General features: G+C 37.8%; 21 protein-coding genes. 19 read left to right on the forward strand and 2 right to left on the reverse strand.

Annotated features, from left to right (window positions below; genetic code table 11):
* Positions 1-5: 5 nt before the first annotated feature.
* The 10 genes from ISU02_RS01065 to ISU02_RS01110 all read left to right on the forward strand — a co-directional run bounded on the left by ISU02_RS01065 (position 6) and on the right by ISU02_RS01110 (position 12,388).
* Entirely contained in the window at positions 6-1,670 is a 1,665-nt protein-coding gene (locus ISU02_RS01065; protein ID WP_194699929.1) for a DAK2 domain-containing protein, read from the forward strand.
* 114 nt (positions 1,671-1,784) lie between these two features.
* The gene (gene recG / locus ISU02_RS01070) at positions 1,785-3,803 is read left to right on the forward strand and encodes an ATP-dependent DNA helicase RecG (protein WP_228727707.1); all 2,019 of its coding nucleotides are present in this window, start codon (positions 1,785-1,787) and stop codon (positions 3,801-3,803) included.
* 29 nt (positions 3,804-3,832) lie between these two features.
* On the forward strand, positions 3,833-4,384 hold the full coding sequence (gene rsmD / locus ISU02_RS01075) for a 16S rRNA (guanine(966)-N(2))-methyltransferase RsmD (protein WP_194699931.1): 552 nt from the start codon (positions 3,833-3,835) through the stop codon (positions 4,382-4,384).
* Entirely contained in the window at positions 4,381-4,860 is a 480-nt protein-coding gene (coaD, locus tag ISU02_RS01080) for a pantetheine-phosphate adenylyltransferase (protein ID WP_194699932.1), read from the forward strand. Before rsmD ends, coaD begins: the two co-directional genes overlap by 4 nt.
* A 3-nt stretch (positions 4,861-4,863) precedes the next feature.
* The gene (locus tag ISU02_RS01085) at positions 4,864-5,397 is read left to right on the forward strand and encodes an ATPase (protein ID WP_194699933.1); all 534 of its coding nucleotides are present in this window, start codon (positions 4,864-4,866) and stop codon (positions 5,395-5,397) included.
* Between the two features lie 56 nt (positions 5,398-5,453).
* Positions 5,454-6,188, forward strand: coding sequence for an oxygen-insensitive NADPH nitroreductase (gene nfsA, locus ISU02_RS01090; RefSeq protein WP_194699934.1), 735 nt, complete (start codon positions 5,454-5,456; stop codon positions 6,186-6,188).
* Positions 6,189-6,410: 222 nt separating this feature from the next.
* Positions 6,411-7,994 carry a DUF342 domain-containing protein gene (locus ISU02_RS01095; protein WP_194699935.1) on the forward strand — a complete coding sequence of 528 codons (1,584 nt, stop codon included), beginning with the start codon at positions 6,411-6,413 and terminating at the stop codon, positions 7,992-7,994.
* 25 nt (positions 7,995-8,019) lie between these two features.
* Positions 8,020-9,822 carry a hypothetical protein gene (locus ISU02_RS01100; protein ID WP_194699936.1) on the forward strand — a complete coding sequence of 601 codons (1,803 nt, stop codon included), beginning with the start codon at positions 8,020-8,022 and terminating at the stop codon, positions 9,820-9,822.
* 88 nt (positions 9,823-9,910) lie between these two features.
* Entirely contained in the window at positions 9,911-10,543 is a 633-nt protein-coding gene (locus ISU02_RS01105; protein WP_228727692.1) for a hypothetical protein, read from the forward strand.
* A 12-nt stretch (positions 10,544-10,555) separates the two neighbouring features.
* On the forward strand, positions 10,556-12,388 hold the full coding sequence (locus ISU02_RS01110; protein WP_194699938.1) for a diguanylate cyclase: 1,833 nt from the start codon (positions 10,556-10,558) through the stop codon (positions 12,386-12,388).
* A 130-nt stretch (positions 12,389-12,518) separates the two neighbouring features.
* Here the strand turns inward: ISU02_RS01110 and thyX are convergent, their stop codons facing one another.
* Complete coding sequence (gene thyX, locus ISU02_RS01115) at positions 12,519-13,205, reverse strand: FAD-dependent thymidylate synthase (RefSeq protein ID WP_228727693.1); 687 nt, start codon at positions 13,203-13,205, stop codon at positions 12,519-12,521.
* Complete coding sequence (locus tag ISU02_RS01120) at positions 13,205-14,419, reverse strand: nucleotidyltransferase (protein ID WP_194699940.1); 1,215 nt, start codon at positions 14,417-14,419, stop codon at positions 13,205-13,207. The genes thyX and ISU02_RS01120 overlap by 1 nt, the downstream gene beginning before the upstream one ends.
* Positions 14,420-14,535: 116 nt before the next feature.
* Here ISU02_RS01120 and ISU02_RS01125 point away from each other — a divergent pair, with 116 nt between their 5' ends.
* The 9 genes from ISU02_RS01125 to ylxM all read left to right on the forward strand — a co-directional run bounded on the left by ISU02_RS01125 (position 14,536) and on the right by ylxM (position 24,779).
* Complete coding sequence (locus tag ISU02_RS01125; RefSeq protein ID WP_194699941.1) at positions 14,536-15,729, forward strand: acetate/propionate family kinase; 1,194 nt, start codon at positions 14,536-14,538, stop codon at positions 15,727-15,729.
* 63 nt (positions 15,730-15,792) lie between these two features.
* The gene (locus ISU02_RS01130; protein ID WP_194699942.1) at positions 15,793-16,290 is read left to right on the forward strand and encodes a YceD family protein; all 498 of its coding nucleotides are present in this window, start codon (positions 15,793-15,795) and stop codon (positions 16,288-16,290) included.
* Between the two features lie 19 nt (positions 16,291-16,309).
* Complete coding sequence (gene rpmF / locus ISU02_RS01135; RefSeq protein WP_069875554.1) at positions 16,310-16,486, forward strand: 50S ribosomal protein L32; 177 nt, start codon at positions 16,310-16,312, stop codon at positions 16,484-16,486.
* 370 nt (positions 16,487-16,856) lie between these two features.
* Positions 16,857-17,888, forward strand: a complete 1,032-nt coding sequence (gene plsX, locus ISU02_RS01140; RefSeq protein ID WP_194699943.1) for a phosphate acyltransferase PlsX — start codon at positions 16,857-16,859, stop codon at positions 17,886-17,888.
* Positions 17,889-18,105: 217 nt separating this feature from the next.
* Complete coding sequence (gene rnc, locus ISU02_RS01145) at positions 18,106-18,804, forward strand: ribonuclease III (protein ID WP_228727694.1); 699 nt, start codon at positions 18,106-18,108, stop codon at positions 18,802-18,804.
* Positions 18,794-19,828: an elongator complex protein 3 gene (locus tag ISU02_RS01150; protein WP_194699945.1), complete on the forward strand. Its 1,035-nt coding sequence runs from the start codon at positions 18,794-18,796 to the stop codon at positions 19,826-19,828. The genes rnc and ISU02_RS01150 overlap by 11 nt, the downstream gene beginning before the upstream one ends.
* A gap of 16 nt (positions 19,829-19,844) precedes the next feature.
* Complete coding sequence (gene smc, locus ISU02_RS01155; protein WP_207736135.1) at positions 19,845-23,402, forward strand: chromosome segregation protein SMC; 3,558 nt, start codon at positions 19,845-19,847, stop codon at positions 23,400-23,402.
* Between the two features lie 47 nt (positions 23,403-23,449).
* On the forward strand, positions 23,450-24,367 hold the full coding sequence (ftsY, locus tag ISU02_RS01160) for a signal recognition particle-docking protein FtsY (protein WP_207736136.1): 918 nt from the start codon (positions 23,450-23,452) through the stop codon (positions 24,365-24,367).
* A 70-nt stretch (positions 24,368-24,437) separates the two neighbouring features.
* On the forward strand, positions 24,438-24,779 hold the full coding sequence (ylxM, locus tag ISU02_RS01165; RefSeq protein WP_194699947.1) for a YlxM family DNA-binding protein: 342 nt from the start codon (positions 24,438-24,440) through the stop codon (positions 24,777-24,779).
* Positions 24,780-24,797 lie beyond the last annotated feature (18 nt).

Raw genomic sequence — 24,797 nt, forward strand, 5'->3', positions numbered from 1 at the left:
TAGACGTGGAATTAAAGACAATCGATGCAGAGTTGCTTAGTAAGATGTTTAAGCAAGGCACATATGAACTCAATAAAAATAAGGACTTGGTGGATGCGCTTAACGTATTTCCAGTGCCTGATGGTGATACTGGAACGAACATGTCATTGACGATGAATTCAGCGATTGAAGTTGTCGCTAAACAATCTTACGAAACGGTTGAAGAAGTTTCAAAGGCAATTTCAAAAGGGTCTCTGATGGGCGCAAGAGGCAATTCTGGCGTTATTTTATCTCAAATTTTTAGAGGGTTTGCAAAGGGTTGTAAAGGTAAAGTGAGTTTAAATTCTATAGAATTTTGCCATGCAGTAAAGGATGCTGCAGATACGGCCTACAGTGCAGTGCTCAAACCGGTAGAAGGAACGATTTTAACTGTAATTCGCAAAATAGCTGAAAAGGCAATGGAATACACGGAAGAAGAGGTTGCAATAGATGAACTTTTGCATATATTGATTAAACGTGGTGAAGAGACACTTGAAAAGACACCAGAGTACTTAGACGTGTTGAAACAAGCGGGTGTTGTCGATGCTGGAGGCAAAGGCCTTTTATGCATTCTAAACGGCTGCTATGATGCCTTTTTAGGCAAAGAGTCCACTTTTGAAGCGATTAAAATAGAAAGTGCAGAAGCGCCGGCGCCAGCTCAAAACTTCATGTCAACAGAAGATATTGTATTTTCTTATTGTACAGAGTTCATCATTCAAGGTGATCATATCCAAGGGGATGCGCTGAGAGGTGTCATTGAAGGTTTAGGAGACAGCTTGGTATTCGTTCAGGATGAAGATCTCGTCAAAGTGCATATTCATACGAATAATCCTGGTATTGCACTTGAAGAAGCTTTAAAATATGGTGCACTCAAAAAAGTTAAAATTGAAAATATGAAGGATCAACACAGCAATATTATAGATCATCATCAAGAGGTGCAAGATGTGGCCGCTGAAGAGACTGTCCAAGAAGTTGAAGAAGTACTCCCGTATGAAGAAGATTATGGCTTTATAGCGGTTTCTATGGGTGATGGTTTTTCATCTATTTTCAGTGATCTTGGGATAGTTGGTAAGATACTTGGTGGACAGACTATGAATCCGAGTACAGAAGATTTTTTAAGAGAGATAGAGAAGTGTCCGTCAAAACATATTTTTCTGTTTCCAAACAACAGTAATATTATAATGGCTGCAGAACAGGCAAGGGTATTGAGCAAAAAGGACGTTTATGTGATTCCGTCTAAGACAATGGCGCAGTGTATAACAGCCATGCTTAATTTCAACAAAGAGGAAATGCCAGAAACAAATCATATGGCTATGACGGAAAGCCTCAAAACGGTTAAGACCATTCAGGTGACCTATGCGGTCCGAAATACAACATTTGATAATATGGTCATTGAAAAAGACGATTACTTGGCTGTGGCCGATGGTGCAATTAAAGCATCAGGTAAAGTTCAGACGGATGTCATCATGGAGGCGATTGAGCATACTGTGGATGGGAGCTCAGAAATTATTTCGATCTATTATGGTGCTGATGTTATGGAAGCGGATGCGTTGGCTTTAGCGGAACTTATTGAAGAGCAATACGGTGATTTTGAAGTAGAAACCTACCGTGGAGGACAGCCGCTCTACTATTATGTTATTTCGGTTGAATAAAAGTTACTTTTTAACGCACTCAAATTGATTTGAGTGCGTTTTAGATAGGATGTCCTTCGATATTGTAGAGTGATCTTGTGAATTTACCGCATGAGAGGTGATAAAGTGTTTGATATGCCTTTGAATAATTTAAAGGGAATTGGCGATAAAAAAGCGGCTAAACTGAAAAAGATTGGATTGTCAACTTATAGAGATGTCCTCTATGATTTTCCTATGAGATATATTGATCGTAGGAAAATTGCTAACATCTCAGAAGCACCTAATCAAGCACATGTGACCATAATGGCAAAGGTTTTGAATATTCGATTCAAATTGGTGAATAAGTCTCAAAAGGAAATTATGATCTTGGATGTCGCGGATAGTTTTCATCAAGGTGAGATTGTCTTCTTTTCACCACAATATATCAAGTCCTTTTTTAAACCCAATGAGGTTTACTATTTTTTTGGTAAAATCGAAAAAATGGGTGCTTTTTTCAAGATGATGCACCCGGAATATGCAAGAGAGCATGATAAACAATTTTTATCTATTCTCCCTGTGTACGCTTCGACTTTAGGCCTTTATCAATCAGATCTCGTGCGTATGCATCAACAAGTAGCCGGGTTGTTGAGTCCTATGGTGGAAGAGACGTTGCCACTATCCATAATTGGCTTAGGCAAACTTTGTGCTTTAAAGGAAGCCCTTTATCATATTCATTCACCTAAAGATGAGCAAACCTTAAAAGTGGCGCGCTACCGTTTGATATATGAGGAGTTGTTTACATTGCAACTCAAACTGATCGTGCTCAAGAACAATTATCATAAAGCAAAAGCGGATTGCCTTGAAGCAGATCAGGAAATATCCGATTTTATGACGCTTTTGCCCTTTAAACTTACGAATGCACAAGTTAAGGCACTTGAAGATATAAAAAGAGATTTGAAGTCAGGCAATTCTATGAATCGCTTAATCCAAGGAGATGTTGGATCTGGAAAGACCATAGTGGCCTTTTTAACTTTATTAATTGCATTGAAAAACGGCAAGCAAGGTGTCCTCATGGCACCCACTGCCATACTGGCCAGACAACATTATGAGAGTTTTAAAAAATATTTTGATGAGGCCTATGCAGTTGAAATTTTGGATTCTAGTGTTTCGGCAAAGGAAAAAAAACGCATAAAATCTGAAATTACACTTGGACATATAGATGTGGTCATTGGCACACATGCTGTGTTGGAAGAAGATGTTGTGTTCAAAGATCTTGGGGTCGTCATAACGGATGAACAGCATCGCTTTGGCGTGAGGCAGCGCACAATTGTTTCGCAAAAAGGTCATAATCCCCATGTGCTTATTATGTCTGCAACGCCTATTCCAAGAACACTCTCTCTAATTCTATATGGGGATATGGATGTCTCTATTGTGGATGAAATGCCAGAGGGCAGAAAACCAATCAAAACACACTTTGTAAAGCCCTCAAAGCTTGAAGAAATGTATGGATTTATTCATAAAATGCTCGAGGCAGGGCGGCAGATTTACTTTGTTTGCCCGTTGGTTGAAGATTCTGAGACGCTTGATTTAACATCAGCCACGGCACATTATGAAGCGCTTAAAGAGAGATTTGATCGTTATGCCGTGGGCATTGTACACGGTAAGATGAAAGCCAAAGATAAAGATTTGATAATGGAATCTTTTAAAAATAATGAAATTAAAATTTTGGTTTCTACAACGGTGATTGAGGTTGGCATAAATGTTCCGAATGCTTCTGTTATGGTTATTTTAAATTCTGAAAGATTTGGACTGTCTCAATTGCATCAGCTTAGAGGCAGAGTGGGAAGAGGGGATGATCAGTCCTACTGTTTCTTATTGAGTGAAAAATTGTCCAAGGAAGCAAAGGCAAGGATAGAAACCATGGTCAATGAAACCAGTGGTTTTGAAATTGCTGACAAGGATCTTGAACTCAGAGGTTCTGGTGAAATTTTCGGCGTGCGGCAACACGGTTTGCCAGAACTCAAATTGGCAGATTTATCAAAACATAAAAAAATACTTTTAGAAGCACAAAAACATGTTAAAATAGTAATTGCGGAGTATCAGCTTGGAAATAGAGAAATGATTCAGTATGTTGATAAACTCAGACTTGAGATTAATGAGACATTTACTTTGTAATGGGTATAATAGAAATTGGGATGTGAAAAATGAGAGTTATTTCAGGCAGTGCAAGAGGCATGACGCTGGAGACTATAGAAGGCTTAGAGACAAGACCCACTACAGATCGTGTAAAGGAAGCCTTGTTCAGCATGATTCAGAATCAAATCTATGGTGCTGTTTGCCTCGATTTATTTTCGGGATCTGGAGCACTTGGTATTGAGCTGATCAGTAGAGGCGCCGATCAAGTTGTGTTTTGTGAAAACAATTTAAAGGCCAAGCGGATCATTGACAAAAATATAGAAAAGGCAGCTTTCGGTGAGAAAGCCCGGATTCTGTCAGAAGATGTTTATCGTTTTTTAGAGACTTATAGAGGGGAACCGTTTGATGTTATTGTCATGGATCCGCCGTATTTAAAAGGTCATGTAAAAAAAACTTTGACACAATTGGAACGCTATAATTTGCTCGGTGAAAGTGGTATAATAGTTGTTGAACATGATATTGAAGATGCTGAAGCATTAAATCATGGTACACAGTTCCTATTAGTGAAGACAAAAAAATACGGAAAGATTGGTATTTCTATATACAGGAGGCAGGCGTGAAAATTGCAGTTTATCCAGGAAGTTTTGATCCGGTTACCAAAGGGCATTTAGATATTATAGAACGTGCGAGTAAACTCTTTGACCATGTGATTGTCACGGTGATGTTTAATCAGAGTAAAAGTCCCATGTTTTCGCCTGATGAGAGAATGGATCTTTTGAAAAAAACTACGGTTCACTTGCCCAATGTCTCTGTGGATAAGCACATGGGGCTATTAATTGACTATTTAAAGGTCAAAGAGGCTAGAATTCTTGTAAAGGGCCTGAGAGCCATCTCAGATTTTGAGTCTGAGTTTCAGATGGCAAGTGTGAACCAAAAATTGTGTAAAGAAATTGAGACAGTTTTTATAATGACTCGGACGGAGTACATGTATTTGAGTTCGAGTATCGTCAAAGAAGTCGCAAGCTTTGATGGTGATATTTCAGATTTTGTGACTGAAGAAGTCAAAGATGCAATATTCCAAAAAATAGGAGGCTAAATGATGAGCAAAGAGAAATTGGAGTTGCGAGTGTTGGAATTGCTTGAAGAGTTTGAAGATAAATTAGAGAGTTACCCAACTGTGCCTTTAACTGGTAAAATATTGGTTGATCGTGATGATCTATTGAATATTTTAAAAGATATTAATGTGATGTTGCCAGATGAATATCAGCATGTGAGATGGATTAAGTCCCAAAAGAATCAAATTGTAGAGGAAGCCAATAGAATGGCTGAAGAAATATTGAGCAATGCTCAAAGTGAAGAACTGAGAATTTTAGAGCTTGCAAAGAGCAAAGAGCGAGAAATGCTCATGGCGGCTGATTCTAGGATGAGAGAGCTGATCAATGAGCATGAGATTGTTAGATTAGCTGAAAAAAGAGCCCAAGAGATTATTAAAGATGCTGAGGCAAAAGCGGAAGATATTCGCGTGGGATCGTATGATTATGCGGAAGAAATTATGAAAAAAGTAGAATATAATATGGAAAAAGTACTTGCAACCATTAAAGAAAATGTCAATGAACTGGAAGAATATAAATAAGGATAGAAACCTCCTGAGACGCTCAGTGAGGTTTTTTTGTAAAGGAGATGAAAACATTGAATGATACCCTAAAATTACTAAAATCACACCAATCCATCAGAAAATTTAAAGCAGACCCCATCCCAAAAAATTTTATTGACGAAATCATAGAAGCGGCGCAAATGGCATCAACTTCTAGTTTTCTACAAGCTTATAGTATTGTTTCAATAGGGGACATGGTCGTTAGAAATGAAATTGCTCAATTGTCAGGAGATCAAAAATATGTCACAAGTGCACCTACTTTCTTTGTGTTCTGTGCAGATTTGCATCGGTTAAGTATGGCCTGTAAAAAGCATGATGTGCCTTATGAAAGCGGCTATACAGAAAGTTTCATTATTGCTACAGTAGATACTGCACTCGCTGCTGAAAATGCAATTCTTGCGGCTGAATCTCTTGGTCTTGGAGGTGTTTTTATCGGGGGTATTCGAAATAACCCCAAGAGGGTTTCTGAACTCTTAAGATTGCCTGAAGAGGTTTATCCAGTCTTCGGCATGTGTCTAGGCTTTCCAGATCATGCGCCAGGGCCAAAAGAGAGATTGCCCAGAGACGTTATTTTTCATGAAGAGGTCTATAAAGAAGCTGATGAATCTCTTATGAATGCTTATGATGAACGCATTAGAAATTACTATATTGAGCGCACTCATGGGAAGAAAAGAGCATCATGGACGGAATCTGTCTCGGAAAAAATGGCACATGAAACGCGACAACATATGAAATCATTTTTGGAAGATAAAGCCTTAAATCAAAAATAGAATATTTAAATAGGCAGTGTGATAAAATGCCTCTATGCATCCTAAATTTATTGGGTTTGAATAGAGGCGTTTTTTATTTTAGTAGAGTGATTCATTTAATAGGACGAATTCATGTAAAAAAAACGTTAAAAAAAGACAACAAAAATGTTTAAAACTTCAAAATTATATGCTAATTGTGATATAATTGTATCAATATAGCTGGATAAGAAAGGGGTGGAAGAAGTGACCGTTGTATACAAATCAAATCAATTTATACTCTCTGTTGAAGAGGAACAAGTATACATACAAGTGATCGAAAAGGGCGTTACCGTCTACCAGTTTAATGATGTATTAAAGCAATTACCTCAAGTAAAAGTGACTTCTTTCTCAGAGTTACAAGGGGCCTTAAAATCGGCAGATAATGCTCATGTGATTATTGGGACTTTAAAGCCGCGTGTGGAACTTGAAGTTTCAAAGGATGAAATGACGGCATATGTAAAACTCAATATCTCTTTGTCTGAAATTGAGACTTCTAAAGAGCTTGTTGTGAGTGAAATTTTAGAACTTTTAGAGGCGAATGGCATTTGCGCTGGCATTCAAACGGACTGCTTTCAAGGCGCACTTTTAAACAGTCAAAAGATTGAGATCGCAAAAGGTATTCCACCTGTTGCTGGTGAAGACTCAAAATATGCTTATTATAAAGTGACGCCAAAACAACCTAAGACAAATGAAAATGAGACGACGGATTATTATGAACTCAATATTATTGATAATGTGAGCAAGGGGGATTGGCTTGGAGAGAAGACTTTGCCTCAATCTGGTATTGACGGTGTGACGGTTAAAGGCAATAAAATTCCAGCGCGGTTTGGACGCGATTACACTTTAAAATACGATCCCAAAACGGTGGAAGAACGGTTTGAAAAGGATAAATTTGTTTTAAGAGCTAAACAGAATGGTGCTGTTAACTTCGAGGGTGAAAAGATCAAAGTTGAAGACCATTTAATCATTTCTGGTGATGTGGATTATGAAACGGGCAATATCAGATTTGACGGCAGTGTTACCATTAGCGGCACTGTCCAAGACAAGTTTGTGGTGGAAGCGACTGGAGATATAAATATTAAAGGTGCAACTGGTGTTGGTGCAGTGGGGAGAATTGTTTCCAGTAACGGGTCTGTGTTTATTCAAGGGGGCGTCAATGGCAAAAATGAAGGTCGAATAATCGCAAAAGATTCTATATTTGTCAAATTTGTAAATGAAGGTTATTTGGAAGCTGGCAATGAAATTCATGTGGCCTTATATGCTTTTGACAGTTTTTTAAAAGCGGATAAAGTTTTTCTCGATCCTAAAAAGGGTAAAGTAGTGGGTGGGAAAATCAATGCAAAACATAAAATTGTATCTGGTTCTATTGGCAACATTCAGGAAAGGCAAACCATTGTCAATGTTGAAGGTTTTGAACGCATTGACATCAAAGCGGAACTCGATGCAATGAAATTAAAGTTTAAAGATTTGCTTTCATCTGCGAATAGAATGAAACGCAAGCTTGAAATATTTGAAACCAACATGGATCGTCTTGATGATAGAGCAAAAAATACTTATGGGGCTTTGGTTCAAAACTATCAAACGTTGCTAGATGATCTGGGTTTTTTATCTAGAAAGGCTGAGAAGCTGGAGGATATCCTAAGAACTCGGGGAGAGGGTGAAATAAAGATACACAAGTCGATTTATCCAAAAACGATGATGGAATTGAAAACACTCCAAAGAAGTATTGTTGAGACCATGAATTGCTCGTTTTACGTCAAAGATAATCGTATACATGTGGCAGATTGATGTTTAAAAGTAGGGAGATTTTATGATGGATGATAAAAAAAGAGATTACGACTCTCTGTTAAGTAGCATAGATTTCTTTTCTCAAAATCTTCATTTAGAGCAAATTGTGGAATATGGATTTAATATCTTTAATACGATTGAGAAGCCAAGCGCTTCTGTAATTTATACCTATGATGATGCCTTTAACCAGTTCAGCGCAAAATTTCAACAGGGTTATTTAATACCATTGCCTGTGATCGCCAAGACATTTAAGCATGATGACTTCGCTGTTAGAAATGGCTTTTTGCTTATGGATAGAAGAACTCAAGCACGCTATTTTGATGAGGCAATATTGGATAATGCCGCTGTCTCGAAGATCCTGCCGCTGATTATTGACGATCAATTGTATGGTTTTATAATGAGTACGGATAGCGTGCCAAATGGTATTCTCAGTTCTGAATTTTTGACGCGATTTAACTTTCTCATGAACTTATCACTTGAAAAAGCATCAAGATATATAGAAAGGGCTCAACTGAGAATGGAGATCGATAGGCGGATTTTCAACTTGAATTCACTATCGCAATCCATGCGATTATTGCTTTTGGAATTAGATGTTGAAAAAATATTGCAGTTGAGCATAGAGGCTATTCGGGAAATTACCACAAGTAGTGTCACCAGTATAAGCATTTACGATTCCGATGAAAATTTAATAAAGATCCAATCTTATGAAAATCTCATAGATCATCATAAGTATTTTGATACCTTTAAGCTTAAAACGCTGGAACCTATAGACAGTCAGGTGATATTTAAGTATAGTGAGGCACAGGATAAGCTATCAGAACTGTTTTTGGACGCTTCAAAGTTCGAAGCGCTATCTGCAGAGTATGTGGTGTTACTTGTACATCATCAGATATTGGGCTTTATAACCATAGGAAAGCCCATGGCTCAAAGGGTTTATGATGAGAGTTTACTTGAACGCATTAAAGATATAGCTTCCATCATGTACATTGGAATTACCAATGCAAATCAGTTTGAATTGATCAAAGCACAAAATGAACAACTTGGATTGCAACTCAATACCATGAACACTACAAATAGAATCATTAAAAACATCAATTCTGCTGAAACGATGAGTGAACTCTCAGATATGATTCTAACGATGATGCAGCTGACTTTTGGCATTGAATCTGGTATGCTTGTCACTTTTTACGGTGAAGAAGACCAATTCAGAGGTTGCGTGGGCAATTTAGAGGAAGACAATGCAACAGAAATCATGGCATTGATCAGATCACAAATAACAAATGAGATCAAGGTGCATTATACAATCGGGGAAATTCGAGCAGAGTATGGAGAGGTGCTTTTAAACTTACACTCCGGGATAAATTGCTTCATCATAGCGCCTATTTTCATCAATCAGTTCATGAAAGAACCTTTAGGTGTCGTTGTTGTAACTCAAACAAAACAGCGGCTTTATGAGACGCAAGTCTCCATGATAGAAATGCTCACTAACAGTGTGGGCCCCGTTATGGGACAACTACTTCATAAAGAGCTATATGAAAGCAATTATATACCAAAACCTGAATATGAAATAGAAAAAATATACGATAAATTTTTATTGGAATTCAATCTGTACAGTTTATCTTTTCGAGTGTATATAAAAAAAATACAGAAGATTCCCTTTGTGGATACAGATTTGTCCAGCTATGAAGGCTATAATCACGTGTTGATAGATCAAATTGTCGTTGTGTTTTCAAACGAATCGATAGAACCGGCACTTTATGATGAAGTCACTGAGATTAACCCAGATTTGGAAGAAATAAAATCAATTGTTACGATGCTGGCAATATAGTGATTTACAGCAGAATTAAAAATAGGTAAAATAATGAAGTAGGCGGATGTTTTATCCATAAAATTTTATTATAGAAAGGATGATTGTAATGGTGAGAGAAATAGCGTATTCGGACATTAAAGACAGTTTAAAAACAGGAGATTTGATGTTGTTTCACGGGGTGGCTCCAACAAGTGAACTCATTGAAATTATTGAGTGGTCTTACTGGTCTCATGTGGGGATGGTGGTTATACCTGAGGATATAGGCTTAACAGGACGTGACCCTCTAATTTGGGAATCCACTTCTTCTGGTGATGGTATTGAAGATGTCATCAACAAAGCGCCAAAAGATAACGGCGCCATGCTCATCTCTTTAGAAGAACGCATAAGAGTGGATCTTGTAAATCACTTCGATACACATTTCAAGGTGAAATACATAAGTAGAGCTTTGGATGATGTAGAACTTGAAAAATTGAAAAACTTTATTTATGCAGCTCATGATAAATCGTTTCCAGATACGAAGGGTTTGCTTAAGGGATACGTGGATGGCAAACACTACAATAAACCTACGCCGGATAACGAAGCATTTTGCAGTCAATTAGCAGCTGAAACTTATATGGCGATGGATATTTTATCCACCAAGTATGTTGCCAATGGTTATTGTCCAAATGATTTTAACGAAGATAAAGAACTGCCGATATTAAAACCTTTCTATTTTCTAGATGGTGCACGACTAAAATAAAGGATTGATTGAATGAAGAGCATACGGGGTTTTGCAGTAGCAATTACAATTGTTGTTTTAATGTTGGCTTATTATGTAAATACAAATGATCGGGTGACACCACCTATGCCTGTGAAAGGCTATCTTGATTTAAGGGACTGGTCTTTTGAAAAAGATGGTGTGGTTTCGCTTGCAGGTGAATGGGCTTTTTATTTTAATGAGTTTTTAGAGGCTTCTGATTTTGATAGCGATACGATGTCAAGAGCGCAGTATATCGTTTTGCCGAGTAATGCCAATACGATGAATGCGGTTAAACCATTTGTTAATAATCGGTTTTATGGGACTATGAGGCTTGTGATTGATCTCCCAGAGAACAGTCAAATATATGGCTTGAGAAGTGATATTGTCCTCAGTGCCTATAAGCTTTACGTCAACGACATTTATATGGGTGAAGTGGGGAATGTTGGGAAAGACAGAGAGAGTTCTTTGCCTTATTATAAACCCTTAGATAGCTATTTTTCAGTTAAAGACAATAGAGTTGAGTTGATATATCACACGTCGGATTTTTATTTTGAAGATTGTGCGATAACGCCACCTCAAATTGGCTTTGCTGATCAAATTACACAAAGCGTCAAATTGGGTTTTGGTAGGGATTTATTCCTGTTTGGAATGCTTCTTACCATGGGACTTTATCACATTGGACTCTCGGTGATTCGTAAAAAAGATCAGGGCCCCTTGTTTTTCGGTATATTTTGTTTAATGTTTGGACTGCGTATGCTGATTGTGGGTTCTAGAGTTTTGCCAACGTTATTACCTCTTAGTTTTTCAATTTATTTTAGAGTTGCCTATATGACTGTTTTTTTAGGGGTTCTGGCATTGAGTGCTTTTTTGTATGTCACTTTTGAGGCGCTTTTCCCTAAAATTTTCATAAAAGTAAGTCTGTATTTTACAATTATATCCATTGTTGTTGCTGCTGTTGCCTCATATAAACTGCTTTCGATATGGATTGTGCCTTATGCAGTTGTAGAATTTACCCTGATGGGTTATGCCATATTTGTATTAATCGAAGGGAAGAAAAGAGGCACTCACTTTGCTGGATGGGTTCTGTTGGGTTTTGTATGTATTGTTTTTACTTTTTTAAATGATTTTATATATGAGACCACACTTGCGAATAGAGCTTCTATGATCCCACTTGGATTAACGGTGTTTATTATGACTCAGGCCTATACGCTTTCAGCTAAGTTTTCTAATGCTTTTGCAAGCGTTGAAAAATTATCAGGCGAAAAAGAAGCGCTTCTTTTAGAGATGAAGCATGTCAATGCAAATCTCGAAAATATTGTTGAGAACAGAACTAGGGATTTAAGAGAAGCATTGGCAGAAATGGATTTAATGTCCAAGACGGATTACCTGACAAAATTACCCAATAGGCGTTTGATGATTCAAAAGATTGAAGCCTTAGTTCAAGAAAAACAAGATTTTTTTGTTGCCATAGCAGATATAGATAAGTTTAAAATTGTAAATGATACTTATGGGCATGACAAGGGAGATATCATTTTACAAGACCTATCGCGGAGATTGACAAAAGCGCTTGAAGGTATTGGATTTGTTGGCAGATGGGGAGGCGAAGAGTTCATGATTGTGCTCTATGGCTCTGACTCGATTAAGGCATTGCGATCCGCCAATACAATAAGGGAATCTATTGCATCAAAGTATAACATCATTATTCATTCGCCCATCACAATAACCATTGGCATTTGTGCTTACAATGATAAAATAACACTAGATACTGCCATTGCAAATGCCGATAAAGCACTCTATGAAGGTAAACTGGGTGGACGAAATCAATGTAGACTCTACAGGATGTAATTCAATTCGGTAAAAAATGAAAAAAATGTTGCAATAAAATACTGCTCATAACGGCTTTGATAAATCCACTGAAATAGGATGGTACTTATCAAAAGAAAGTTATGAGCAGTTTATTTTTAATTATTTTCTACTATATGAGCAATGCTTCAATAGCAATTGGGAATTTGTCAATAGCAAAGGATTTGACGGCTTCAGCATATGCTCTTATTTCAAATTGTGCATGATCATCCGTTCTCTGATTTAGAAAATGGGCAACACCTTGGAGGCTTGTAGTCCAGTACCAACGCACCATTAACCCGTATGCACTTGGTATAAAGAGTCTAGCCTGTTCGGTGGCAATGCCATTTTCAATAGCCCAGTCGTAATTTTTCATGCCCGCCTCAATTTGGCACAATAATTTTTTTGTGGCTTCTTTGCCAATCTCAATGCCGAGATTATCACCACTGCCCTGTTTCATATTTTCTGGCTTGCTACGCCATGCATTTTCTTCTGGAATATAGAATTCAATGGCTTCTGTGACGTATCTCCTGCTGGATTCGTTCCATGCAGTAAAGGGATCTTGGTGTGAAGACCCTATGATGTATTTCCACCATTGGCGTGCCACCATTAAGGGGGCGTAGATTTCAAATTGCATGGTTGCATGCCTAAAAGGACTTGTATGATCATTTTTTGCAAGGTATTTAATGAGTTTTTTGTCTTCATCGCGCAACGATTCAGTTGCTTTATTAAAGCTGACACGTGCTGAGTTGACAACGCTTAAGTCGCTTCCCATGGTATCAACCAATCTGACATATCCCTTGTCTAAGACTTTTTTCATCATGGCCTCCTGATAATAATTGATTTTGTGAGATCTTTTGCACCCTGTCTATCAGGTGTGCTTTTATAGCCCAGTGCATACACATCTGTGGCAAGACAATCCATTGATAATAGAGGGTTTTCTTTGAGTGAATACGGAATATGATTTAAATTTGTGATGAGGTTGAGTTCCGAATTGTCTTTTATCATCTTTAAGATTTTTTGACCGGTTGGATCAAAGCCTAAAACTCTTAAGTAATTTAAATGTTTTGTTCCATCAAAATCTTTTGGAATATTGAGCAGTATATTGTTAAGCATTCGTGAGATCTTTGTCGCCGTATAGCGTTTAGATTTTAAACCCTCGATCAATTCATTGTAAGTGCGTGCCTTTAGGGCGTGCGCCTTAATCTTGTATTCAAGGCCTTCAGTAACTTCCCTAAATTTTGAAAGCTCTAATGTGGATGAACTTCTTAATTTATAAAGCAAAATATCTTGAAAATGTTCAACAGAAAGTGCTGCAGGCTGTACTTGGCGCAAATAATCGTTACAATTTTGAGGCAACACGTCGCCGAAATCAAACGACTCCTGTTTTTTTAGAGCGTCAAAGTAAGCCTTCCTGATGGCAGTTGCACTGGAAAAACCAATGTTGAGTTTTTCATCATTATAACCGGAACCAACACGTTTAGTCAAATGCGGTTCAATGGGACTGTTTAATTTTTTTATTGCTTTGAAGTACTCCAATCCAAGTATGCTATTTGAGGTGTTGGGTATGGTATCTATATCTAAAATTGCTTTCAATGCCTTTTCGCGTGCTGCTGGAAATGAGAGACCTTGAGCAAGTGCAGAGGCCAATGCTTGTTTAAATTCAGGGGGTTCATTTGCAAGAATACTTGCAATTTTATCGAATGCATGTTGATCCGTATTTTCGGTTCCAAAACACAATTGGCTGACAACATGGGTATCGTTTAAGAGCTTTATTGCGCCAAAACCAAACTGTTCAGCGCTGGCAGTAGCAAAAAAAACGGGTAATTCAATGATGAGATTTACACCTGCTGCAAGTGCCAATTCGGTGCGCGTCCACTTATCCCAAAAAGCTGGGTGCCCTCTTTGAACAAAATTGCCACTCATGATGGCAATTACGCCATTTGCACCTGTTTCTTGTACGGATTTTTGTAATTGATACATGTGTCCATTATGAAAAGGATTATACTCGGCGATTATGGCAATTATTTTCATCAATATCCTCCATTAGGGTTGAAAATTCGATTAATTACATTATAATATAAATGTATGACCAAAATCACTAAGATTTAAAAAAAGAATCTTTATATATCAAAGGGAGGCAATTTATAATGAATGTATTAGTCATTAACTGTGGTAGTTCATCTTTAAAGTACCAATTATTCAATATGAAAGATGAAAGTGTTCTTGCAAAAGGGCTTGTGGAAAGAATTGGTATCGAGGGCTCGAAATTGACACATGAAGGTCCTACTGGTGGTAAGGAAAAAATTGAAGTACCTATGAAAGATCACAAAGAGGCATTGGGTCATGTATTAGAAGCGATTACTCATGCAGAGTATGGTGCAATCCAATCGCTTGATGAAATCAATGCTATTGGCCACAGAGTTGTTCATGCAGGTGAAAAATTCAGCGGTTCTGTTGTCATTACAGATGCTGTAATGGCTGCACTCGAAGAATGTATTGAACTTGCACCGCTTCACAATCCGCCAAATATCATGGGGGTTAGTGCTATGCAAGAATTGCTTCCAGGAGTTCCTAATGTTGGCGTTTTTGATACTGCATTCCATCAAACAATGCCTCAAAGTTCTTATGTTTATGCATTGCCATACGAGTATTATGAAAGAGATCATGTGAGACGATATGGTTTCCATGGAACAAGCCACAGATATGTTTCTCAAAGAACAGCAGAGATTCTTGATAAGAATATAGAAGATTTAAAAATTATCACTTGCCACCTTGGCAATGGCGCATCTCTTGCAGCTATTGACGGTGGTAAATCCATCGATACTTCTATGGGATTTACACCACTTGAAGGTCTTGTAATGGGCACTAGATGTGGTGATATAGATCCTCAGATTGTCACCTATATCATGGGGAAGGAAGATCTTACATTAGATGAAATGAATAATATTATGAATAAAAAATCTGGTGTTTTAGGTATTTCTGGGGTATCAAGTGACTTTAGAGATATTGAAGATGCAGCAAAAGAAGGTAATGAAAGAGCTGTTTTAGCACTTGACATCTACCACTTAAACGTTAGAAAATACATTGCGGCATATGCTTCTGTATTGGGTGGTGTTGATGCGATTGTATTTACAGCAGGTTTAGGTGAAAATGGTATTGACAGTCGTAAAGAAATTTGTAAAAACCTTGAGTTTATGGGTGCTGTATTAGATCCAGAAAAAAACAAAGTAAGAGGGAAAGAAACGGTTGTGAGTACAGATGATTCGAGAGTTAAGATCATGGTAGTACCTACAAATGAAGAACTAATGATTGCAAGAGATACTTTAGAATTAGTTAAGTAGTTTTACTTGACAAACCTCTTAGTAATAATTATAATATTAATGTTGCATTAAAGAGGTGATCGTATGAACCTAGATTTATCCAAGGTAGTAAACGGACTCAAATCAGTCGCTGATTTTCAGTTTGATTTGACATTGACAGATGAGTTTTTAAAGGAAATCAATGCCATTGAGGCTTCGATGTTTTCTATGACGGGTAGCGTTAAGAAAATAGAGAAGAGATTGATGCTTACCTTCGATTATAAGGGTGTAATTTCATTTGAGTGTCATAGATGTTTAGCTGAAGTCAAATTGAACCTCTCGAGTTGTGTGACAAGGGAGTTAATGGAACAATTTTCTGAAGACGAGGATGATCAATTTGCCGTTATAGAAAGTGGCGCCATTGACCTGATCCCAATTTTAGAGGAAGATATATTGTTAAATTTGCCGTTACAAATTCTCTGTAGTGAAGGTTGTAAGGGGATTTGTCCTCAATGTGGAACTGACCTGAACACGGGGAGCTGTACGTGTGATGATGAAAAAATTGATCCAAGACTAGAAGCACTAAAGAATTTATTCACTTAGATTAAGGAGGTGTTAAGATATGGCAGTACCTAAGCGTAAGATATCTAAAGCGAGAAGAGATAAGCGTAGAGCTAGTAACATTAAAATGACTGCTCCGAACATTGTGGAATGTCCAAAATGTAAAGCAGCTAATGTGCCACATAGAGAATGTGCAGAATGTGGATATTATCATGGAAGAGATGCAAAACAAGCTTAATCTTTCAACTAGGCAATAGGGCTATCCTATTGCCTTTTTTAGTTAAACTAACGAAGTGAAGACAGTGTTTTCGCGAAGCGAAAATCACGATGAACGCAGTGGTTTTGTCCGCAGGACAAAAAGTATCCGGAAGTGCTTGAAGTGAAGACAGTGTTTTCGCGAAGCGAAAATCACGATGAACGCAGTGGTTTTGTCCGCAGGACAAAAAGTATCCGAAAGCGCTTGAAGTGAAGACAGTGTTTTCGCGAAGCGAAAATCACGATGAACGGAGTGGTTTTGTCCGCAGGACAAAAAGTATCCGAAAGCGCTTGAAGTGAAGACAGTGTTTTCGCGAAAACTTTGAGTGCAATTCGTCAAAAAGAGGTGACATATGAAAATTGGATTTGATGCCATGGGCGGCGATCATGCGCCTGTGGAAACTGTAAAAGGTGCTGTTGATGCATTGTCTTTAATCGAAGGAGAGATCGTTCTTTTCGGTGATGAACTCAAGATCAATAAAGAACTGAGTCAATATAAATATGATCAGAAACGTATTTCCGTTGTGGGCACCACAGAAGTAATCGAAAATGATGACAAACCTGTAAAGGCTATTAAACGCAAGAGTGATTCTTCCATGGTAGTCGGTATGAAGGCGCTCAGAAAACGTGAGGTAGATGCCTTTGTTTCTGCTGGAAATACCGGTGCTTTGCTTGCAGGCAGTTTGTTGAAGGTGGGGAGAATAAAAGGCATTAGCAGACCAGCTCTTTGTACGATATATCCAACCATGTCAGGTGCTTCGGTCCTTGTGGATGCAGGTGCAAATGCGGAGTGTAAATCTAGAAATTTGCTTGAATTTGCTTATATGGGCAGCTTGTACGCTGAGCGTGTAATCGGTATCAACAATCCAAAAGTGGCTTTGGTAAACATTGGCGCCGAAGAGACTAAAGGGACACCGCTTTACATTGAGACTTATCAGATGCTCAAAGAAACGGATTTGAATTTCGTCGGCAATGTTGAAGGTAGGGATGTGCCTTCAGGTAAAGTGGACGTCATTGTGGCAGATGGGTTTACAGGCAACATCATTCTCAAGCTAACAGAAGGCGTGTCGCTTTCAATTGTTAAAGAACTTAAAAATCAAATCGTGAAGAATTCAATTGGGAAAATTGCAGGCCTGCTTTTGAAGCGCAATTTAGGTGATTTCAAAAAACAGTTGGATTACTCAGAATATGGTGGAGCACCCCTTTTGGGTGTCAATGGCTTAGTGGTTAAGGCGCATGGTTCATCCAATGCAAAGGCCTTTATGAATGCTATTAAATATGCATATATTGGTGTCGAGTCCAACCTTGTTGCGGAGATTACGGAAAAGATTAAGACTATGCCTGCCTTTGAAGCACCAGTTGAAAATGAAGAAGAGAATGAGTAATTGGGTGTGCACTCAAAAGATGAAGACGCGGGTTTTGAAAAAACAGCGTCTTTTAATTTTAATATATTACTTTTGCTGCACATATTGAATTTTATAGTTTAAAATTATAAAATGATTGGAGGCATGTAAACTAAAAAGGTTGTTTAAATATATTATCACCGTATATGTAGATTTTGTCATAGTATATTTAAATGCCCTTTCATGAAAGGGTGAGATGATGGAAAGTATAAAAATTTTAGAAAAGCGGATCGGATACGAGTTTAAGGAGATTGCTTACTTAAGAAGAGCTATAACGCATTCGTCCTATGCAAATGAAAACAAAAAGGAACGTTTAAAAAACAATGAAAGATTGGAATTCTTAGGAGACTCTGTATTGGGACTTGTCATAAGCGAGTACTTGTATAACCATTTTCCAAATTTAGCAGAAGGACAACTCACAAAAGTAAGAGCGCGCATTGTGTGTGAAGCTTCTCTTGGAAAGGCAGCTAGAGCACTGGATATGGGGAATTTTATGCTGTTTGGGAGAGGCGAAGAACTTACAGGTGGTCGAGAGAGAACTTCTATTCTATCAGATGCATTTGAAGCACTTGTTGCAGCACTTTATTTAGATGGTGGTGTGGAAGTCGTCAAAGAATTCGTACTGAGGCACATGGAACCAATTATTACGGATGCAATACATGGCAAATTATTCATTGACTATAAAACGAGATTGCAAGAAGTTATTCAAATCAAAAAAGGCAATCGCATCAAATATGAAATTTTTAAAGAAGAGGGTCCTGATCACTCGAAATCATTTTATACACATGTGAAACTAAATGATGAGATCATCGGTGTGGGCAAAGGACGCAGTAAAAAAGAATCCGAACAAGAAGCGGCAAAAGAGGGTTTGAAGAAGTTGGCAACTGATGTGTCTTAAACATGCGATTATCCCTATTTTTGTATCTCACATGGGATGTCCGAATGATTGTGTCTTCTGTAATCAAAGACAGATTACAGGTGTTGATGTGGCGCCTACAAGTAACAGCCTTACAAGGCAAATTGAAAGTTATCTAGAGACGATAAAAGCCGATGTTGTTGAGATTGCTTTTTTTGGGGGTAGTTTTACTGGGATTGAGGCTCATATTCAGGAGGCCTATTTAGAAATTGCCTCTCAATACAAAATGAACGGTCGTGTCCACAATATTAGATTGTCTACACGACCTGATTATATAGATGATGAAATTCTGTTGCGTCTAAAGAAATACGGCGTTACAACCATTGAACTCGGCGTACAGTCTTTTGATAGAAGTGTTTTAAAGGCTAGTAAGCGAGGCCACAGTGTGGCGTCAATTTATAAAGCGGCAAGTTTGATCAAGGACTATGGATTTGAACTTGGAATTCAGTTGATGTATGGGCTTCCGAGAGATAATTTTGAAAAGTTCTTTTTTTCTGTCGAAGAAAGCATCCGCCTAAAGGCTGACTGCATAAGGCTCTATCCTGTTTTAGTGATTAAAAATACAGCGCTAGAGCAGTCTTACTTGATGAAAACATATGTGCCTGTGACTCTGGAGGACACGATTGTAGCCATGGCGAAAGCTGTGAAAAGATATCAAGAGGTTGGCATTCCAATTATAAGATTGGGACTTCAAAGGACTGATCTCATAGATGAGGGGAAAGAAGTTGTTGCGGGTCCTTTTCATCCTGCATTAAAAGAATTGGTATACGATTGGCTTTTTTTTGAAGCTTTAAAACCTTATTTGCAGGAAAATGTAGAAATGGCCGACTTTAAAACGCTTGAAATACAAGTTAACCCCAAACAAGTGACACATATTTTGGGACATGCTAAACGCAATTTGAAACGTTGTAAAGGTTTGAAAAATGTGATGATTATTCAGTCCAATCAAATTGAGTTGAATACTTTTAAGTTAAATAATCGTCAGATAATATCCGTAATGAAGTAATAGTTGGGGTGGAATTGTGTATTTAAAATGTATTGAAATGAGAGGATTTAAATCCTTTGCAGATAAGACAGTTGTTGAATTTAAGCAAGGTGTAACTTGTGTTGTGGGACCAAATGGCAGTGGTAAAAGCAATATCACGGATGCTGTAAGATGGGTTTTAGGTGAACAACGGATTAAAACACTTCGCGGTTCGAAGATGGAAGATGTGATTTTCAATGGTACAAAACACAGAAAATCCTTAGGGCTTGCTGAGGTGAAACTTGTGTTTGATAATGTTGACCACTTTTTTCCGCTTGAATACAATGAAATTTCTGTTACCAGACGTGTACATCGTTCGGGAGAAAGCGAGTATCAGATTAATGGCATGCCTTGTCGATTAAAAGATATCAGAGAGCTTTTTATGGATACAGGAATTGGCAGAGAGGGATATTCTATCATTGGGCAAGGCCGAATTGATGAAATTCTAAGCAGCAATAAAGATGAGCGTAGAATGTTGTTCGAAGAGGCTGCTGGTATTATCAAATACAAATCGAGGAAAGAAGAATCTGAACGAAAACTCAAAGCAACTCATGAGAATTTAGTCAGAATTCAGGATATTCTCTCTGAAATTGAAGATCGAGTGGAACCGTTAAAACTTGAAAGTGAACGTGCAACCCGATTTCTCGAAGTGACAGAGACCTTAAAAAATATAGAGCTCAATTATTTTGCCAATCGATATGGTGAATGTGAAAAGATTTTAATAGAGACAATCAATGAGATCAGAAGTAATACAGACAAGATAAAGGCAAATGAAGTAAATGCTGATACCATTAGAGAGGCCTATAATCAGAAGGATCAAGTGCTCTATAGACTGAATCGCGAAATTCGTCTAAATGAGGAAACTTTTCACAATTTACAGAATCAGAAGAGCCGAACGCTTGGTGAAAAGGAATTGATTGAAGAAAAAATCAGCAATGCAGAGTCCAATATTAAACGCATTGATGATGAACTCAGCGAAGTTGAAAGCGAGTTTGAAAAGGTACATTCTCAGATTGGGACGATACAAAGCGAAAAGGCCTTGATCCTAGAGGAACTTCGTTCTTTTGATGCGCAAGTTAATCAATTGAACGAAACCCTTGAAGTTGAAACAGGCGCTCTTGGAGATATTAAAACTTCAAATGAAAGTGAACGGCAAGAGGTCATAGGGCTTCTCAATGAGATTGAAATCAAAAAAAATGAAAACGAGAATTTAAATCGGTTTAAACGATCTCTTTTAGAAAAAATTGAGTTTTCAAATGATGAAAATGAGAGACTGAATGCTCAGAAGCGTGAGGCGGATGCTTTTCATGCAGACTACGATCAACAGTTAGAAGCGCTCAAACTCAATCAACAGCAGTTACAGCGGCAACTTTCTGAAAATCTTAAGTCCATTCAATCGTTTAAGGACCAGTCGCTATCTAAGCGCAAACAGTTTGAACGCGTTAGTAAGAGCGTTACGGATGCTCTAGCTGAGAAAAAGGTTTTGGATACACTTGAGAAAGAATATGATGGTTACGACAAAGGTGTCAAAGACATATTGCTGAATTTGCCGGATAAAACAGGCATTCATGGTATTGTTGCGACGCTTATTGATGTCCCTAAAAAATATGAAACGGCCATTGAAGTTGCCCTTGGAAAATCTGTACAACACATTGTGTGCGACCGTGTTACGGATGCAAAGCGTTCCATTGATTACCTCAGGAAAAATAATCTAGGACGGGTGACGTTCTTACCGCTAGATAATTTAGAAGATAAAGGCAATCAAAGAGAAGTTTTAAAACAAGCTCAAAAGACAAAGGGATTCATTGGCGTGGCCAGCGATTTGCTTGGATATGACGCAAAATATGAAGTGCTCGTGGCGTATTTGCTGGGCAGAATCATGATTGTGGATACCTTTGAGACTGCAAGTGAAATGATCAAAATTAAAAATATAAAGTATAAGGTGATCACTCTAAATGGAGATGTTTTAATTCCATCTGGAACGATCACAGGTGGTAGTTTTAAATCTAGGATTTCTAATATACTGGGTAGAAAAAGACGTATTGGTGAACTTGAAACTCTAATATTTGAAGGCGAAGGTGAGCAAGTTAAGTTAGAACAAGAATTGAGTGCACTTGATGGACTGATTCGAGACTTAGATGAAGCACTTAAAGCAAATCGACAGGAAATAGATCAGTTGAAGTTATCCAACATAAAGCTTGAGAATGCAAAAGAAAATCAACAAGGTGTTATTCAAACGCTTTCGGAAACACTTTTAAAACTTCAAAAGGATTTGAATGTTCTAAAAACCGAATTGGATGAAACGGAAGCTACAATTGTGCAGAATGAGCTCAAGATTGAAGCTGCAACTGAACGCGTGGGTGAGCTCGAATCCAAGTTGTCTGATGTGATTGCGACACTTAGTGACCTAGAGCATAAAATAGAAGCTATAAATGAACAAATAACCGCTTTGAAAATTAAGAGAGTTTCCACAGAGCAATTGGTTGAGTTTAAAGATCGGGAACTCGCTAGAGCCAATGACGACTTAAAGACAATAGAGCAGAAGAAGAAGGTGCGTCAAGAAAATCTTGTGAATCAGCAGACGTATAAAGAAACTTTTTATGCGCAGGTGGATGATATTCAAAAGAGCATAGAGCACATTAACCATGAGATTGAATCGCTTTCACAGGCTATTGAGGCAAAGCAAAAGGAAAAGTATCAACTTTCCAATGAAGTTAAAGCACATCAGTCTCAGATTGCAGCTGTTATTGAATTGTCTGACAGTATTAAAGAGGCAACGCATAAACTTGAAGTCAAACAGGCAAAACTCGAAGTTGAAAAAGAGACGATTATAGCAGAGTTGTGGGATAAATATGAGATCACAATCGGTGAAGCAATATTGGCTGAGTTGGTTCCAGTTCAAAAAGGTGAAATGAAGCAATTAAAACAGGAATTAAAGCTGATTGGAAGTGTAAATATCAATGCGATTAAGGAATATGAAGAAGTGGCAGAACGCTATACTTTTCTAACCAATCAAAGAAAAGATCTTGTTGAAAGTATTGAGCATTTAGATCAGATTATTTTGGATTTAGAAAAGCGTATGATTGTGCTCTTTAAGGCACACTTTGAAATCATAAATGAACATTTTAAAGGCACATTTAAAGATCTCTTTAATGGTGGTGATGCTGAACTTATCTTATCCGATTATGATGATATTCTGAATTGCGATATTGATATTATTGCACAACCTCCTGGGAAAAAACTTCAAAGCATCAATTTGCTATCTGGTGGAGAAAAGGCCCTTACGGCCATTGCGTTGCTCTTTGCCATTTTAAAGACGAAACCGACGCCGTTTTGCATCTTGGATGAGATCGAAGCTGCACTTGATGATGTCAATGTTTATAGGTTTGCAGATTTTATCAAAGTATATGCTGAGCACTCTCAATTCGTAGTAATTACACATCGAAAGGGCACAATGGAAGTTGCTGATACGCTCTATGGGGTGACTATGGAGGAATATGGGGTATCCAAGGTACTCAGTGTGAAACTTGAAGATGTAGAAGGCAAATATAATTAGTGTTTAATCCAATATTTTAAATGAATTGAAAATTTATAGGAGGCAATATGGCAATATCTTTTTTTTCTAAATTGAAAGAGGGCTTAAATAAGACTAGAAAAGGCATTACGGACAAAATTGATGATCTCTTTAACAACTACGGCGAAATTGATGATGAACTGTTTGATGAATTAGAGGAAATTTTAATCATGGCAGATGTTGGTATGAGCACTTCTATGAAACTGATAGAAAAATTGAGAGAAGAGCTTAAAGTTAGAAAGATTAAAGATTCAAGTGAAATTAAAGCGGTATTTAAAGATGTCGTGAAAATGATACTGAATGAGAATAACAATGTGCCTTTTGCAGTGGGTGATGAGCCGACCATCATTATGGTCATTGGTGTCAACGGTGTGGGAAAAACGACATCTATTGGTAAAATTGCGCACTCGCTTAAATCAGAAGGCAAGAAAGTGCTTATTGCTGCGGGAGATACATTTAGAGCGGCGGCGATAGATCAATTGATGATTTGGGGTGAAAGAGTAGGTGTTGGCGTCATTCATCAATCTGAAGGTTCAGACCCTGCAGCGGTTATATTTGATGCTGTGCAAGCTGCAAAGGCGCGAAAAGTAGATGTCTTGATCTGTGATACAGCAGGTAGACTTCACAACAAAGTCAATTTGATGAATGAACTTGCCAAAGTGTTCAGAGTGATAGAGCGAGAATATCCAGAAGCCAAAAAAGAAGTACTTCTTGTACTGGATGCAACAACGGGGCAAAATGCAGTTCAACAAGCTAAAGTGTTTAACGAAGCTGCTGAAATATCTGGAATCGTCTTGACGAAATTAGATGGGACCGCTAAAGGCGGTGTTGTACTTGCCATCAATTCAGAGCTTAACATCCCTGTAAAACTCATAGGTGTTGGTGAAGGGATTGAGGACTTACAAAGATTTGATGCACATGACTTTGTAGAGGCACTGTTGAACTAAAATAATTTTGAATGTAAAGCAAAAATGCTTGACACCCATTCGTATTTGTTTTATAATTTGTGAGGTAGTTATGTTTGAGAAGAAGCTTCGTTTAGTGGATTTATATGATTTTTATGGCAAAATGTTAACGGATAAGCAAAATGAGATCCTGAATCTTTATTGCAATATGGATTTATCACTTGGTGAAATATCTGAAAATCTTTCAATCAGTAGACAAGCCGTACATGATACTATTAAAAGAACCGATAAAGCCCTTGAGAAAATAGAAAAACAATTGGGACTTTATGAAAGGTTCATGTCCAGACAAAATGATTTCAACGAGATTATAGAGCTTATTGAGGCTTATAAAAGCGAACACAATGAGGTCTATCTTGATCAAATATTACAAATAGCAACAAGACAAGTCGAATAGGTGGAATCACTTATAGGA

The sequence above is a fragment of the Fusibacter ferrireducens genome (genome assembly GCF_015352425.1).
In the GTDB taxonomy this organism is placed as follows: Bacteria; Bacillota; Clostridia; order Peptostreptococcales; family Acidaminobacteraceae; genus Fusibacter_A; species Fusibacter_A ferrireducens.